This window comes from Rhodococcus sp. S3 (genome assembly GCF_058211795.1).
Genome location: NZ_CM177074.1, coordinates 1,503,709 through 1,518,779, shown reverse-complemented (window position 1 = coordinate 1,518,779; position 15,071 = coordinate 1,503,709). Strand labels below are relative to the sequence as shown.

Here is a 15,071-nt window from a genome sequence, read left to right as displayed (position 1 = left end):
GGCCAGTGGCCGCCGGGGCGAACGATCGGTCAGGCCTGCGGCGCGAGTTCCTCCACGCGCAGCGGCGAGGTGTCGGCAGCGGCCGCAATGGCCTCCTCGAACTGCCGGCGGTCCACCTGCGAGCCGAGCACCAGAGCGAGTCGCGTCAGGAAACCCTCACGGTCGTTCTCCGCGGCCTGGTCCAGGGCTGTGGACAGGCCGAGCCACACGTTCTCACGACGCTGTTCGTCCGCCGTGGCCTGCTCGGCCGGCCTGGCCGGCAGCTGCGCTCCGGCCGGGGCGGAACCGGACCGCAGGGAGTCGGCGACCCCGCGCAGGTCCGCGACCGGCACGCGGCACAGCAGCAGACCGTCGGGACGGATTACGAAGGCTTCACCGGGCGTCGCACCCAGCGCGTCGGCGAGATCGGGCGCCTCGAGAAGAGTCACGCCGTCCACGGCAGCACTGCCGACGGCGAGAGCTCGCACGCCCTCGGGTGCGAGCGCGTGCGCCAGTTCGGTCGCGGCGGCGGCGAGTGCGGCGCTGCCTGCCTCGTCGAGGCCCACGCCGAGCACGGCGAATCCGGTGCCGCGAGCGTTGTTCAGCGAGGTCTCCTCCCCCCCGATGCGGATCCGGCGGTCCTCGACGGGATCGCCCGGGAGCACACCTTCGGTGCCGGGGGCGACCGACCAGGTCAGCGGCGACAGTCGGGCGTGCGTGGCGCTGGACTGACGCGGGTTGATCAGGTGCCCGAACTCGGGGCGTCCCACGGCGAGCGCGAGGATCGCGTCACGCGTGGTGCGGTAGCCGTGGCTGCCGGGGCTCATGATGAGCGTGGACTTGCCGGCGTTGGCGACGTTCTGCTCCCACGCGTTGTGGCGTTCGAACGAGTACGCCGTCAGCAGGGCGGGTTCGGCGTTGCCGTTCACGACCGCGGCGAGCTGCCACGCGAGGGTCTCGGCGTCCTCCATGCCCGAGTTGAGCCCGCGCACACCGAAGATCGGCACGAGATGGGCCGCGTCACCGGCGAAGAGGAGACGGTCGTGGGTGAACTCGTCGAGGGCGAGTGCGCGGGCGCTGTAGAAGCCCTTCCACTCGAGGGTCCACGGCAGGTCGTTCTGCAGCCAGTCGAGGTGCTTGGCGATGCGGGCGCGGATCGCCTCCTCCTGCGTCTCGATCTCGGCGTCCTCGGACGGGTCGAGCTGGTAGTCGATGCGCCAGATGTTGCCGGGCTGCTTGTGCATGATGATCGTCGAGCCGGGGTTGCTCGGCGGGTCGAACCAGACCATGCGCTCCGCGGGGAGATCGGACTCCCAGTGGATGTCGGCGATGACGTAGCGGCCCTCGTAGCTGGTGCCCTGCAGACGCAGGCCCGCGAGTTCGCGCATGCGGCTGCGGCCACCGTCGGCGGCGACGACCCAGCGTGCGCGCAGGTGCCGCTTGCCGGCGGCGGTGTCGACCTCGAGGGTGACCTCGTCCTCGCCGCGCAGGATCCCGGCGATCGGCGCCTGCCAGTGCAGGGTGACGAGGGGGTTCTGCTCGATGGTGTCGACCATGATCTGCTCGAACTCCGACTGGGAGACGTTGATCATGGGCGGGCGGACGTCGAAGTCACGCTGCGGCATCTGGAAGTGCAGGACCTGCTGGTCGCGGTAGAAGCTGCGACCGCCGACCCACGGCAGCACGATCTTCTCGAGTTCGTCGCCGAAGCCGAGGCGGGCGGCGGCCTCGAGGCTGTGGCGCGAGATGCAGATGGCACGCGAGCCGAAGGACACCTGATCGGCGGCCTCGAGGATGGTGACGGGCACACCGCGCTGGGCCAGCCCGAGGGCGACGGCCATGCCGACCGGGCCGGCACCGACCACGACGACGGGCAGCGTCTCGTCGGCGGGAGTCATCGACTCGAACTTCGAGGCGGGGTACTTGGGCGGCTGGTAGTAGGTCGACATGATCAGGCACCTTCCTCGGGAGAACGGCGGGAGTCGGTGGTGTTCGCGTGCCCGGCGGACGGCACGCGCAGCAGCAGGATGCTCATGAGGCTGATCAGCGCGATCAGCACGAAGTAACCGGTGATGGACATCGAGGTGCCCGTCGCGGCGAACAGGGAGGTCGCCACCATCGGTGCGAGACCGCCGCCGAGGATCGCGCCGACCTGGTAGCCGAGCGACGCACCGCTGTAGCGGATCTTGGCGGGGAACAGTTCGGCGAACAGTGCCGACTGCGGACCGGCGCAGCAGCCGAGGGTGAAGCCGAGGCCGACCATCGCGAGGAGCATGACCGGCAGGAGCGCCGTGTCCATCAGGGGGAAGAACAGGGCGGCGGCGACGACCAGGCCGGCCGAGGACCGGATGTAGACGGTGCGGCGTCCGACGAGATCCGAGCGCCAGGCCGCGAAGGCCATGCCGGCCATCCAGAACGGGCACGAGGCGATGAGCAGCGCGAGCATCGTGGTCTTGCTGAACCCGAGCGTGGCCTCGCCGTACTTGAGGACGTAGACCATGTAGGCGTAGGCGATGCCGTTGGTGGCGATGAAGGTGCCACCGGCGAGCAGCACGGTCTTCCAGTGCTGGGTGAGCACCTCGAGGATCGGCAGCTTCTCCTCGGCCGCGGGGGCGTCCTTGGCGGCCTTGAACTCCTCGCTCTCCTCGAGACCCAGGCGGATCCACATGGCGACGAAGACGAGCACCGCCGAGGCGAGGAACGGGATGCGCCAGCCCCACGCGTTGAAGGTCTCCTCGCTGAGGAAGGCGGTCAGCGGCAGGTAGACGAGGTTCGCGAGCAGCACACCGGCCGGCACACCGATCTGCGGTGCCGCGCCGTAGAGGCCGCGCTTGCCGGCCGGGGCGTTCTCGGTGGCGACGAGCACCGCTCCGCCCCACTCACCGCCGACGCCGAGACCCTGGATGAATCGCAGGGCGACGAGCAGGATCGGTGCCGCGACGCCGATGGCCGCGTAGTTCGGGAGCACGCCGATCGCCACGGTCGCGAAGCCCATCAGCAGCAGCGAGACGACGAGCATGGACTTGCGGCCGATGCGGTCGCCGAAGTGGCCCATCACGACGCCGCCGATGGGGCGCGCGATGAAGCCGACGGCGAGCGTGGCGAAGGCGGCCAGAGTTCCGGCGACCTCGGACGAGCCGGGGAAGAACTGCGGGCCGAGCACGAGTGCCGCGGCGGTGCCGTAGATGAAGAAGTCGTACCACTCGATGGCGGTACCGACGAAGCTGCCGAGCGCCGCTTTGCGTGCGGCTCTTGCCGACGTCTGCGGCGTCGAGTCAAGGACTGTCATGTTCAGTGCCCTCTCCGGCGGTCGATCCGAGGCATCCGATTAACGAGCGTTCGGACGCAGTGGGACCAATCATGAGAGCGGTCACATCGTTTGCAAAGCGCACAAAGTCGGTGAATATCCTCGGAAATTCCGTGGATAGGGACGTTCGGCCACGTCAGAGTGCCTGCGAGGTCCTCGCGACGTCGACGACGAAGTCCGTGAAAGTTTGGGCAACACGGCTCGGAAGGGCGTCCTTGCGCCACGCGAGCACGACCGGCACCGGTTCCGGAGTCGGGTCGACGACGGGCAGCAGGACGAGTTTCCGGCCCTCGTAGGTGACGTCGACGGCGGGTCGCTGCACGAGCAGGGTCCACCCCAGTCCGCGCCCCACGAACGATCGTGCCGTCTCGAAGGTCTGCGTCCGGTATGCGATGGACGGGGTGAAGCCGGCCTCCGCGCACACCCGCAGGGCGTGCCCCGAACTCGGCGGGGCGTCGAGGAGCACCATGGGCTCGTCGGCGAGATCGCGCAGGCGTACCTGCGAGGCTCCGGCGAGCGGATGATCGGCCGAGACGAGCACCATCGGCTCGCGCACGTCGAGGGTGACCGTCTCGAGTCCCGGATCGAGATCGAGATCGTAGAGGAAGGCCACGTCGAGCTCGTGCGAGTCGAGCAACATCCGCAGACGGTTCTGGGTGTCCTCGCGGAAGTCGACGTCGGCGCGCGGATGGGCGCGGGTGAACTCGGCGATGAGGGCGGGCAACAGCGTCGGCGCGAGGGAGAGATAACACCCCACCGCCACCGGACCGACGATGTCGCCCGCCTCCGACCGCGCGTCGCTCTCGAGTTCGCTCGCATGGTGCAGCAGCATCTTCGCCCGCTCGAGCACCACGTGACCGGTCGGTGTGAGCTTGACGCCCCGCGCGCGTTGCCGGACGAGGAGCTTGACCGCGAGAGCCTTCTCCAGATCGGTGATCGCGGACGAGAGCGCCGAGTGGGACATGTGCATCGCGTCGGCGGCCGCGGTGATGGTGCCCCACTCGGCGACGGCGACGAACGCGGCGAGTTGCCTCATCGTGTACGTGGGCACCGCGTCCGTCCTGGGCATGGTCCTACCGTAGTCCCGGGTCCCGGCCGCTCTTGCGGGCGGAAGCTCACACGAACCGGAAGAGCGGCGGGATCGCGACGACCGCCAGTGCCGCCCACCCGCAGTAGACGGGCAGGTACCGCATCTGCCACCGCTCGACCGCCGCGAAACCCGAGCGGCCCCGCAGGAACGAGATGCCGAGCCACGCCGCCCACACGAGGTTCACCAGGAGGACGAGGTTCAGACCGAGGGCGGTGACCTTGTTGGCGGTGAAACCGAACTCGGCGATGCGGGTGGCCATCGCGGTGAGCATCAGCAGGTCGACGGCGAGCGCCGCGGCGATCAGCACGACCTGCAGCAGATCGAAGACGTCCGGTGCGGCGTGCGGGTCGCGGGCGGAGATCGAGTAGAGCAGGAGCCCGAGGACGAGCACGAGGATCAGGTCCATGAGGATCAGCAGGCCCCGGTCGACGTCGAGGACGCTGTGGGACGCGATCACCGCGACGAACAGCGCGACCAGCATGAGGATCGTGACGGGCGTGAACACCCGGGTGAGAACGGGTGCGATGTTCTCCACGACCTGCTGTTTCGCCTCGACGAGCCAGGCCGCGACGACGATCGCTCCGGCCGGCCCGAACGGGACGATCCACTGTTCGAAGAACGGTTCGATATCGATTCCCAGGGCGCTGAAGGCACCCGCGGTCAGCCCCATGAGCACGCCACCTCCGAGCGCGAGCAGCGCCAGGTACACGGCGCACTCCCCCGTGAAACGCACGAAGTCCATGCGACGGCGATGGGATCGCCACTGCCCCGCCACGTAGGCCGCTCCGACGACGAACCACAGGGCGACCGGGGCGTGGATCGCCGCGATGATTTCGGTGGCGCCGCCCGGCTCGAACGGGAAGGCGTTGAGCACGATCGCCGCGAGGACGAACGGAACAGCAAGGAGCGCACTGCTCTTCGCGCTCATCTCCCGCTTCCACGCGAAGTACAGTGCGAGGAAGGGCAGCACGAGCACGGCGGCGTTGCGCACCAGCGCGGTCTCCGGGAGCCATTCGAATCCGGCCCGGACGGCCAGACCGGCACCGAGCGCGCAGGCGAGGACGACCGCGAGTTCCCTACGGCGCCGAGGGGTTCCGGATTCCTCATCGCGGCCACCACCCGAGAGGACGAGCTGTTTCCACAGCCGGTCGGAGTGTTCCTGGGCGAACTCGCGGGAGATCTCGTCGAGACCGCCCATCCGGCCGACCGCGACGAGGAATGCCTCGTCGGCCGACAGTCCGACCGACACGAGATCCGAGATCTGTTCCCGCAGATGATCTTCCATCTCGTCGATGTCCGAGGACGAGATGACCCGATGGTCGGCGACGTAGCTGCGCCAGCCGGCAATCCGGTCCTCGAGAGGTGCGTCGAGTGTCATCACGATCACCCCGGCGCGACGGCGGGAGGCAACTGGGCCGACTGCCACACCTGGTGCAGCGCCTCGGCGACGACCGTCCACTGCGCCGCCCGTTCGGCGAGGACCTCGCGGCCCGCATCGGTGATGGCGTAGTGCTTGCGACGGCGGCCGTTGTCGGCGACACGCCAGGCGGCGGACACGTGCCCCGCCCGCTCGAGACGGTGCAGGAGGGGATAGAGCATCCCGTCGGTCCACTGCATCCGGCCCTGCGACAGCTCGTTGACGCGTTTGATGATCGCGTACCCGTACGACTCGCCCTCGGCGAGGATGCCGAGCACGAGCGGGGTGGCGGACGCGGCCACCAGATCCTTCTCGATGAACATGTCGTCCTCATACATAGAAGTTCTATGGATAACGGTGACCCTAGCAGATCTAGGTATGAGGACCGAGCGCTCTCCGCGAAGCGGTGCGAAAGCGTCTACTGCCGGTCGTCGGATCCGGCGGTTGCGGAATCGGCAGATCCCGAAGCGGAAGATTCCGAAGCGTCGGAGCGACTCCACGTCTCCGTCACCCGCGCCCGCCCGCGTTCGAACACGTCGCCGAGGACTCCCCCGACCGCCTTGAGCGGGCTGCTCATCGAGTCCAGGGCCTCGGCGATCACCGGGTCCTCGTCGTCGAGCCAGCCCGCCTCGTCGGCGCGGCACGCCCACCGGAAGTCGTCGAAGTCCTGACGCAGACCCGCGAGCACCTTCGTCGTCCGTCCCGACGACAGGCGGCGGACGACCTCGATCGGGGTGCCCTCCGCGAACCGGGCGAGCGCGGCACGGGCGCGGCGCAGCAGTTCGGCGTCCTGCGTGAAGTGGTCGGCCAGGACCTGACGGGCAGAGGCCAGCGCGTCGCGCAGTTCGTCGTCGGACGTGCGCGCCAGATGCACGCGATGCCACAGGAACAGGCAGTCCTCGACGATCACGAGCAACTGCAGCGTCTCCCCCAGCGCCTCCTCCACCGCGACCTTCTGCAGCAGTTCGACGTGCTCACCCACCGCCGCGTCGAGTCCGAGATCGTCGAGCGACGACGAGACGTGCCCGCGCAGCCGCGTCACCGTCCGGGCGAGGACCTCCCCGAGGTCGGCGATCGTCTGCCAGTCCCGGTCGGGCAGACCGCCCGTGTGGTCGACGATCGATGCCGCCCTGGTCAGAGCATTGTGGGTCGCGACGATGTCGCCGGCCGGCTCTGCACCGGCCAGGTCGAGCACGCGGTCGACGGTTCCGGGCGCCGCGTCGTCGCCTTCGAGACGCACGACGGCGGCCTCCACCGACGCGACTGCTCCCCGCAACGCTTCGAGGACCGCGTCGGGGGCGGTGGGGACTGCAGCGGTGGGTTTCGACGTGTCGGCCATTCCCCAATCGTGCTACGTCGGAGGGCCGGATGCATCACGTCTTCCGGGTCGGTTCGGGACGCGGACCCACTTCCCGCTCGGTTCGGGACACGGACCCATTTCCCGCTCAGTTCGGGACGCGGACCCAGGCTTGTTCGAGCAGGGCCACCACTTCGGTCTCCCTGCGGGCCCGGTAGGCCGAGAGGATCCGGCGCGGGCGCGACTCCCCGTCGAGGCCGAGAGCGGACGCCAGCGCCGACGCGATCCGTTCCTCGGGGACGGTCTCCGGTTCGGTGTGGCCGATGAGCGAGAGCGCCTTGCGCAACGGTTCGGCGTTGTCGGCGACCGTGCGCAGCGGCAGGACGTCGAACCGGCCGTCGGTGCGGACCTCGAGCAGCAGCTCGTTGTCCTCCTCCACCCCGACGTCCTCGAGGAACCGGCGGATCGACGACAGACGCGGCACCGGTCCCGTCCAGCGCAGGGTCTGGCCGCCCAGACGGGACGGGAGCACCACGTGCCCACCCGGTGCGCACCCGGCGATCGCGGCGACGGCGGACGGAACCGTGAACTCGGCTCCCCGCAGATGGTCGCGGGTCGCGGGGATCCGCAGGCGCCAGGCCTCGCCCAACCGGTAGAGGCGGCGCGTGCGCTCGGGCACGGCGATCGGGACGTGCGCGCGGTGACGACGCCGGACACGGCCGTCGACGACCTCGAAATCTCCTCCGGCCGTGAACGTCCGGGCGGAATCCTCGGAGATGCCGAATCGGTCGACGAGTGCGGCGACCACCATGTCGCGATCGGCACTTCCGCCGCGGGAATCGACCAGCCGTGCGATGCGCGTGCGGATGGCGGTGACCACGTCGACGTCCCACTCGGCCAGCGCCCAGCGTTCACCGTCGGACGTGAAGCGCTCGTCGTCGGCGAGTTCGGAGACGAGGGTGTGGACGTCGGCGTTGACCCCCATGCGCGCCACGAGCGTGTCGGCGGTCAGCGGGTCGCCGAGCACCTCGAGGACCTGGGCGGCGCGACCGGCGAGTCCGTCCGGCGGGGACAGCAGACGGCCTTCGAAGGTCGTCGTCCCGCAGTACCGGGTCCACGCCTCGAACTCGTCGTCGGGAAGCGACCACACGGCCTTCACGGCGGCGGGCTCGACCACACCGTTCGGTGATTCGAACTCCGAGAGCAGTCCGCGCGTCTGCTTCTCGGCGTCGGGCAGATCCGGTACCGCGATCCACCCGTCCGCGACCTCGAAACGATCGTCGAGGCGGTGCAGCACCCGCCACAGGGGCACGTCGAAACCCGGGACGGTCCGGCCCAGCACCGGATGGGTGCGCACCATCCGGTCGAAGGCCGCCACCGGCCGCACGTCGACGCGCAATGCCGCGAGCAGGTCGCCGACCGCCGTGCCGAACGGGAAGGTGGACGGCGCGGCCGGGTCGTCGACGCCGTCGTGGACGCGGCGGCGCAGGGCCGTGCGTTCCGCGTCGGGCAAGCCCTTCAGGTAGTCGGTGAGTTCGGCGATCGGATCGGCCGGCGCCGCCACCGGCAGGTCGCGGGCGGTGAGTGCCCGCACCCGGGCCGCGGCGTCCTGGATCTCCTCCGGCGCCCCGTCGTCGATCACTGCCTGCAGGAGAGGAGCATCGTCGCGGCCGCACACGCGACTCCATCGCGCCAGCGCCGCCAGGTCGTCGAGGAGCAGCGCCGCGGCGGGCACCCGCGCGGCACGCGGATCGGCTTCGAGGGTGGCCGGTTCACGGAGCACAGTCGCGACGAGCGCGGCGCAGACGATCTCCTCCACCGCGTCGCGGTCGGCGCCGCGGATCCCGAGCAGATCGGCCGGACTGCGACTGAACAACTCGGCGGTGGTGGGTGCGTGCGGAAGGCGCGCGACGAGGGTCGCGGCGGCCGGACCGAGATCGAGTGCGGCCACGGGCACTTCGTCCTCACGCAGCAGACCGTCCGCGAAGCGCAGCTCCGGGTGGTCGGTGACGTAGATGTGGGCGAGTTCGGCGCACAGCTCGGGGATCTCGGCGTGCTCGCAGGTCTCGGCGGGCGACTCGTTCTCCCACCAGCGGGGCGACGACACGAGCGCCCCGAGGGCGGCGGTGCGGGCCGATCCGTAGCGGTCGATCCACGGCATCAGATCCACCCAGCGACGACTGTCGAGTTCGTCCGACGACAAGGCACGAGACCACAGCGACACTGACCGATGCTCCTCTTCCACGCCCGGCGGAGGCCGCGGGCCCCCTCTCCGGCGTCGACGCCGCGCTCGTGCAGCGCGTCCACGCGAGGCGTCCTCGACCCGGACGCCGGTTCTCACCCTACAGTCCGAACGCCCTGTTTCCCGTCAGGTGAGCGCAGTGTCGACCGCTCAGGTGAGCGCAATGTCGGAGTCGGAGTCGTCACGCGCCTCCGGACGCAGCCGCAACAGGACGAGTCCCGTCACCGACGCGACGATGAGCGAGGCCACCAGCCCGTTCACGTGCAGCGCCCACACGGCGATCACCGCCCCGGCCAGTCCCCCCAGCAGAGCGATCCAGAGCAGTACTTTTCCCAGGACCGAAGCCATTTCCCCGCACCTTCCGGCAATTCACGATCAGAACGGTGAGGATAGTGTCATCTGTCACAGTCCTCGCGAAAGTCCATCGGTGTGTCGACGGATCGTGCCCCCACGGTGACCGGGGCATACTGGTGCGGTTCGAGACGGTGGGGTCGGCAGGAACACGACGGGGAGGCGCAAACAGTGACGGGACCGACGAGTGACCGAGCACGCACGGACGTGATCCTGCGGGACGTGACGCTGCGCGACGGACTGCAACTGACCGGCAAACTGCTCCCCACCGAACGCAAGGTGGAGATCGTCCGGGCGCTGCTCGCAGCGGGCGTGCCCGAACTCGAGATCGGGTCCCTGGCACGCGCCGACCTCGTGCCACCGATGGCGAACACCCTCGACCTCGTGGCGGCGCTGACCGAGGAGGAACTCGACCGCTGCTGGATCTGGGTCGCCACCCCGCGCCACGTCGAGAAGGCGATCGCGGCCGGTGCCCGACGGTTCCAGTACTGCTTCTCGGTCTCCGACGCCCACAATCGCGCCAACATCGGCCGCAACACCGAGGACAGCATCGCCGCGATGCCGGCGGCGATCGAACGCGCCCACGCCGCCGGCGGCAGCATCCAGTTGTGCCTGGCCACGTCGTTCACGTGCCCGTTCGACGGGCCGGTCGACCCCGACCGGGTCGTGGAGATCGCGTGCGACCCGCGCACGGACGGAGCCGCCGACATCGTCGTCGCCGACACCCTGGGTCAGGCCGTGCCCGGCCAGGTGTCGTCGCTGGTCGCGAGGCTGGCCGCCGAATCCCCCGACCGGCGGATCGTCTACCACGGTCACGACACGTGGGGTCTCGGTGTCGCCAACAGCCTCGCCGCGATCGACGCCGGGGCGACCGTCGTCGACGGCGCACTCGCCGGCCTGGGCGGATGTCCGTTCGCACCGGGCGCGAGCGGCAACACCGCGAGCGAGGACCTGCTGTTCGCGACCCGTCCGTCGTGGTTGGATCCGGAGGTCTTCGGCTCCCTGGTCCGCCTCGGCGAGGACATCGTCGCCGAACTGGACGAACCGAACCGATCGCGTGCCCGGCAGGGTGCCCGCTCCGAGGCCGAGGCCTTCGACTGGGTGCTCCGGTGACCCGCATCCTGATCGCCCCCGACAGCTTCAAGGGCACCTACACCGCCGTCGAGGTCGCCGACGCGATCGCTTCCGGGGCGGAGAGCGCCGGACACACCGCGATCCGGATGCCCGTCGCGGACGGTGGCGAGGGCACCCTCGACGCGCTCGTCGGGCCGCTCGGTCTCGCCCGGATCGAGGTCGAGGCCGTGAACCCCTGGCGGGCACCGTGCCGCGGGCTGCTGGGGATGTCGGCGGACGGCACGGCGGTCGTCGAACTCGCGACGGCGAGCGGCATCACCACTCCGCACGACGGTCTGCGCGACGCCGTCACCGCCGACACCTACGGCACCGGGATGGTCATGGCCGCAGCCGTCCGGCGCGGAGCACGGCACATCGTCGTCGCGGCCGGTGGATCGGCGACGACCGACGGTGGTGCGGGTGCGATCGCCGCGATCGACGAGCGGGGTGGCCTCGGCGACGCCCGCGTGACCGTGCTGTCCGACGTGACGACCCGCTACACCGATGCGGCACGGATCTTCGGGCCGCAGAAGGGCGCCGACGCGGCGGCCGTCGCGCTGCTCACTCGCCGCCTCGAGGAGACGGCACTGACGCTCCCCCGCGACCCGCGGGAGGTCGACGGCACCGGAGCGGCCGGGGGTTTCTCCGGTGGGATGTGGTCACGGTTCGGTGCCGAACTGCGGTCGGGAGCCGACTTCGTGCTCGACGCAGTGGGATTCGACGACGCCGTGCGCTCCGCCGATCTCGTGGTGGTCGGCGAGGGGCGACTCGACGGCCAGTCGCGGGCGGGCAAGATCGTCTCGGCGATCCTCGCGCGCTGCGGCGACGTTCCGGTGGTCGCGGTGGTCGGTTCGGTCGGCGACGACCTCGGCGACTACCGCGAGCGGTTCGCCGACGTCGTCGTCGCATCCGATGCGGAAGCGCTGACGCGCGCCGGTCGGGCACTGCGCGCCTGAGGGATGCGCCTTTCGGCACAGCGTGCCTGAGAGGCGCGCCCGATCACCGGTCGCTCACGGCGCGGTGGGAGGCGCGCTGCCGCAGGGGATCTCGGTGGGTGTCTCGGGCGTCGGCACCGGGTCGACCGGATCGGACGCGTGGGCCGGCCACGATGCCGGTCGCGCCTCGGAGCACGGGTCGGCGACGGGTGTGCGGTCGGGCGACGGCACCGGAGACGGCGGGGGCGCCACGGCGGTCTGCAGACCGGGCGCGGAGCGTTCCGCCTGCACACCGCTGCTCACCGCGACGGCCAGTCCCCCACCCAGCAGGGCGACGAGCGCGACGAGCGTGGCCAGCAGGACGGTGCCGCGACGACGGTTCGTGGGCGCGGCGACGACCGTCGGGGCACGGCGGGCGGATGCGACGAGTGCGGCACCGGTCGCGCGGTGCCAGGGCACTCCGTGCGGAGTCACGAAGGGAACACCGAGGACGGTGGCGAGTTCCCGTGCCGGACGGGCGTCGCCGGGACGCAGATCGAGGAAGACCACGGCGTCGGGCGAGGTTCCGGCGCGGGCGACCGCTTCGTCCATCGCCTCGGGCAGGGACTGTGTGTAGGGACCGAACTCGTCGCCGTCGGGGCTGACCGTGGACAGCACCGTGCGCGAGGGGACGTCGACCATCGAAGCCGATTCGACGCCGTAGGTGCGGGTGTGCAGAGCCAGGACCGGCAGTTCCGCGAGTTCGGGTGCGCCGGCGAGGAAGGCCAGTCGCGCGTCGTCGAGCAGGACCGTGTCGACGTCGATACCGAGCACGGCCCGCACCGCCTCGGTGACCGGTGCGGCGTCCTCGTCGTTCTCGGGACCGGTCACCACCGCGGCCGCGGACAGCGTCAGTGACGCCGCGGCGGCACGTTCCGCCATGGCGGAGGCGGCAGCGGCGGCGGCCTCGGCCGGTGTGTCCCCGGGTGCGCCGAAGCCCCGCTGGGAGTCGAACGGACCGAGACTCGGAACGTCGGCATCGACGAGGACCGCGCACACTTCACCCTCGTCGACGGAGATGCCGAGCATCGGGCGCATCTGTTCGTCCCTCCACGGCTGCCAGCACGAATCACGACGGCCCGAGCGGCCGTCGCTCGGACGAGCCTAACCGACATCCGGGCCTACTCCCGGTAACAACCGACGGTGAGTCCGACGGTCGCGGCGACGTAACTGCCGAAGGTGATGTACGAGCCGTCGGCCGCGAACATCCGGACGGCGAAACCGGTATCCGGAGGCAGCACATGGCGACCGTGGAAGCCCGCCCGCGCGGCGGTGTCCTCGAAGACCCTGGCCGCACGGTCGAGTTCGTCGACCGGCACCGGCCGTCCCGACCCGTGGATCGGAAGATGCACCGTCAGACCCGAGGTGCCGTCGGGCAACGTGCATCCCGCCGTGGTGCTCGCGTACTTCGGTTCGAAGCGCACGCCGGGGAACTCGGCGGACAGTGCGGTGAGGACGTCGCGCTGCACAGCGGTGTAGAACTCGACCGCGCCCGCGCTGGTCGTGGCGACCGGTTCGGGCATCGCGACCGGGGTCACCGTAGTGGTGCACGCGGCGAGCAGTGCTGCCGGAACGACGACGCTCGCCCCGAGCCGGGAAGTCCACGCAGAGGTCACGGCGTACTCCGTTCCGCGGTGCCCGCGACGACACCGGCAATGTGGTGGGAACTCGACGTTCCGGGGGTGAGATACGAGCTGTGGCCGGTGATGCCCGCGAGCGGGACTCCGGCGATGGTGGTGCCGGGACCGGCGGGAAGATGCGTCAGGCCGTCGAGGAAGCTCGGGTCGCCCCCGAAGGTTCCGACGTCGGCGACGATGTCGCATTCGGCTTCGACGAGATAGGCGGAGCCGGGCGGGATCCGCAGGTCGGTCACGTCGCCGGTCCCGATCCCGGGAGCCCCGACGAACACCGCGGCGTCGACCGCACCGGTCTCCCTCAGCGCCAAACCGGAGACGACGGCCCCGTACGAATGCCCGACCGTGGTGATACGCGGGTCGTCGGGGCGCGAGGCCGCGATGCCGTCGAGGAAGTCGACCAGGCGAGGCGCGGCGATTCGGGCGGCGAGGTCGGAGACCGGACTGCGCTCGGTGAACGCGAGACCCCATCCCCAGTGGGGCGCCTGGTAATTCAGCCAGGTGACCGCCGCGACGGAGGGATCGCCGCCGGTGAGGTGGAGCCGAGCGGAGTCGCGCAGCGCCGCGACCTGCGCGTCGTAACCCTGCAGATTGCCCTGCACGGTCGAGCCGGCGCCGGGGACGAAGACGGCCAGGTGGTCGGCGGTGTCGACGTCCCCGACGGCCACCGCCGCCATCGCTTCGCGTCCGGACAGGTCGAGGGCGATCAGTTGCCGGTCGCCGTGGGCGAGGGTCGCGTCGATCGCGTCGAGGGCCTCGATCTTCCGCACTGTCTGTTCGAGCCCGGCATCGGCGTCGGTGAACAGTCCGGTGACGCCGAGAGGGTCGATCACGGTGCCACCGAGGAACATCGCGTCGAGTTCGGCCCGCAGTTGGGTCGCCACGGATTCGAGGCGGCGACGTTCGTCGTCGAGCAAGGCACGATTGGCGAGATCGCGAGCCACGGCGGGTATTCCGTCGAGGGCACCGATCCGTTGAGGATGTTCGGCGACCAGCGCGGTGCGTGCCGTGTCGTCGAGACCGTTCCACCACTGCGCGACCTGCACGGGACCGGTGGCCGGATCGGGCAGGGCCGGCAGCGTCGTCGATCCCGACCGTGGAATCGCGGTGCGGAGGCGATCCTGTTCGCCGAGAACCGTTCCCGACGGCTCGGATTCGGCACTCAGGCGAGCGGCGGCCTCGCGGTCGAGCCCATCGGCACGGACGAGCAATGATCGCAGCGACGCCGCGAGCAGTTCGTCGCCGTCGAGCGGGAAACCCCGTGCAGCGGCCCTGGCCTGCAGCTCGCCCAGTTCGGCGTGCAGTGCCCGCAGTCGCGGCACGACGAACCGCGCACACGCGGACACCTGCCGGTACGCCTCGGCCTGCGCCGCGAGATCCCGCCCGCACGAGGAGAATACGGACCTTGCTCCATCGTGGGCCGCACCGCTCCAGGCGTCGCCGAAGGATGCCGACCGCACCACGTCGCCGGCCACGGCGTCCACCGCGTCGGCGCACGCCGCGAGTTCGGTCGCCATGCGCTCGAGCGCATCCGGATCCCACCCCGCCAGATCGTCCACCCGCATACCACCACCCCCTGCCGCGGAAGCATAGGGGGCACCGACGACGACCGGCCCACGGAATGCTCCGCGGGCCGGTTGCTGTGGACAACTCCACTGCCTGTGGAC

General features: G+C 70.6%; 13 protein-coding genes. 2 read left to right on the top strand and 11 right to left on the bottom strand.

Annotated elements, in window-relative coordinates; genetic code table 11:
* Nucleotides 1-29: 29 nt before the first annotated feature.
* The 8 genes from AC0LPE_RS07150 to AC0LPE_RS07115 form a co-directional block, all read right to left on the bottom strand.
* A complete protein-coding gene (locus AC0LPE_RS07150) occupies nucleotides 30-1,928 on the bottom strand; it encodes an FAD-dependent monooxygenase (RefSeq protein ID WP_490605895.1) in 1,899 nt (632 codons plus the stop codon).
* A 2-nt stretch (nucleotides 1,929-1,930) separates the two neighbouring features.
* Nucleotides 1,931-3,268, bottom strand: a complete 1,338-nt coding sequence (locus AC0LPE_RS07145) for an MFS transporter (RefSeq protein ID WP_145692628.1) — start codon at nucleotides 3,266-3,268, stop codon at nucleotides 1,931-1,933.
* 154 nt (nucleotides 3,269-3,422) lie between these two features.
* Nucleotides 3,423-4,355, bottom strand: a complete 933-nt coding sequence (locus AC0LPE_RS07140; RefSeq protein ID WP_490605894.1) for a LysR family transcriptional regulator — start codon at nucleotides 4,353-4,355, stop codon at nucleotides 3,423-3,425.
* Nucleotides 4,356-4,401: 46 nt separating this feature from the next.
* On the bottom strand, nucleotides 4,402-5,754 hold the full coding sequence (locus AC0LPE_RS07135) for a permease prefix domain 1-containing protein (RefSeq protein WP_145692629.1): 1,353 nt from the start codon (nucleotides 5,752-5,754) through the stop codon (nucleotides 4,402-4,404).
* A gap of 5 nt (nucleotides 5,755-5,759) precedes the next feature.
* Entirely contained in the window at nucleotides 5,760-6,116 is a 357-nt protein-coding gene (locus tag AC0LPE_RS07130) for a PadR family transcriptional regulator (RefSeq protein WP_490606320.1), read from the bottom strand.
* A gap of 95 nt (nucleotides 6,117-6,211) precedes the next feature.
* Complete coding sequence (locus AC0LPE_RS07125; protein WP_490605893.1) at nucleotides 6,212-7,132, bottom strand: hypothetical protein; 921 nt, start codon at nucleotides 7,130-7,132, stop codon at nucleotides 6,212-6,214.
* A gap of 106 nt (nucleotides 7,133-7,238) precedes the next feature.
* Complete coding sequence (locus tag AC0LPE_RS07120; RefSeq protein WP_490605892.1) at nucleotides 7,239-9,314, bottom strand: hypothetical protein; 2,076 nt, start codon at nucleotides 9,312-9,314, stop codon at nucleotides 7,239-7,241.
* A gap of 168 nt (nucleotides 9,315-9,482) precedes the next feature.
* Nucleotides 9,483-9,680 (bottom strand): hypothetical protein, encoded by a 198-nt coding sequence (locus tag AC0LPE_RS07115; protein ID WP_059382923.1) that lies wholly within the window; start codon nucleotides 9,678-9,680, stop codon nucleotides 9,483-9,485.
* 210 nt (nucleotides 9,681-9,890) lie between these two features.
* Here AC0LPE_RS07115 and AC0LPE_RS07110 point away from each other — a divergent pair, with 210 nt between their 5' ends.
* Together AC0LPE_RS07110 and AC0LPE_RS07105 are read left to right on the top strand one after the other, a co-directional pair.
* The gene (locus tag AC0LPE_RS07110; protein ID WP_430716147.1) at nucleotides 9,891-10,796 is read left to right on the top strand and encodes a hydroxymethylglutaryl-CoA lyase-like TIM-barrel protein; all 906 of its coding nucleotides are present in this window, start codon (nucleotides 9,891-9,893) and stop codon (nucleotides 10,794-10,796) included.
* A complete protein-coding gene (locus AC0LPE_RS07105; RefSeq protein ID WP_490605891.1) occupies nucleotides 10,793-11,752 on the top strand; it encodes a glycerate kinase in 960 nt (319 codons plus the stop codon). Before AC0LPE_RS07110 ends, AC0LPE_RS07105 begins: the two co-directional genes overlap by 4 nt.
* A gap of 54 nt (nucleotides 11,753-11,806) precedes the next feature.
* On the opposite strand, the gene AC0LPE_RS07100 is transcribed toward AC0LPE_RS07105, so the two are convergent.
* The 3 genes from AC0LPE_RS07100 to AC0LPE_RS07090 all read right to left on the bottom strand — a co-directional run bounded on the left by AC0LPE_RS07100 (nucleotide 11,807) and on the right by AC0LPE_RS07090 (nucleotide 14,969).
* The gene (locus AC0LPE_RS07100) at nucleotides 11,807-12,808 is read right to left on the bottom strand and encodes a hypothetical protein (protein WP_490605890.1); all 1,002 of its coding nucleotides are present in this window, start codon (nucleotides 12,806-12,808) and stop codon (nucleotides 11,807-11,809) included.
* An 83-nt stretch (nucleotides 12,809-12,891) separates the two neighbouring features.
* Nucleotides 12,892-13,386 (bottom strand): LppA family lipoprotein, encoded by a 495-nt coding sequence (locus tag AC0LPE_RS07095; RefSeq protein WP_160874770.1) that lies wholly within the window; start codon nucleotides 13,384-13,386, stop codon nucleotides 12,892-12,894.
* Nucleotides 13,383-14,969, bottom strand: a complete 1,587-nt coding sequence (locus tag AC0LPE_RS07090; protein WP_490605889.1) for an alpha/beta hydrolase — start codon at nucleotides 14,967-14,969, stop codon at nucleotides 13,383-13,385. Before AC0LPE_RS07090 ends, AC0LPE_RS07095 begins: the two co-directional genes overlap by 4 nt.
* Nucleotides 14,970-15,071: the final 102 nt, after the last annotated feature.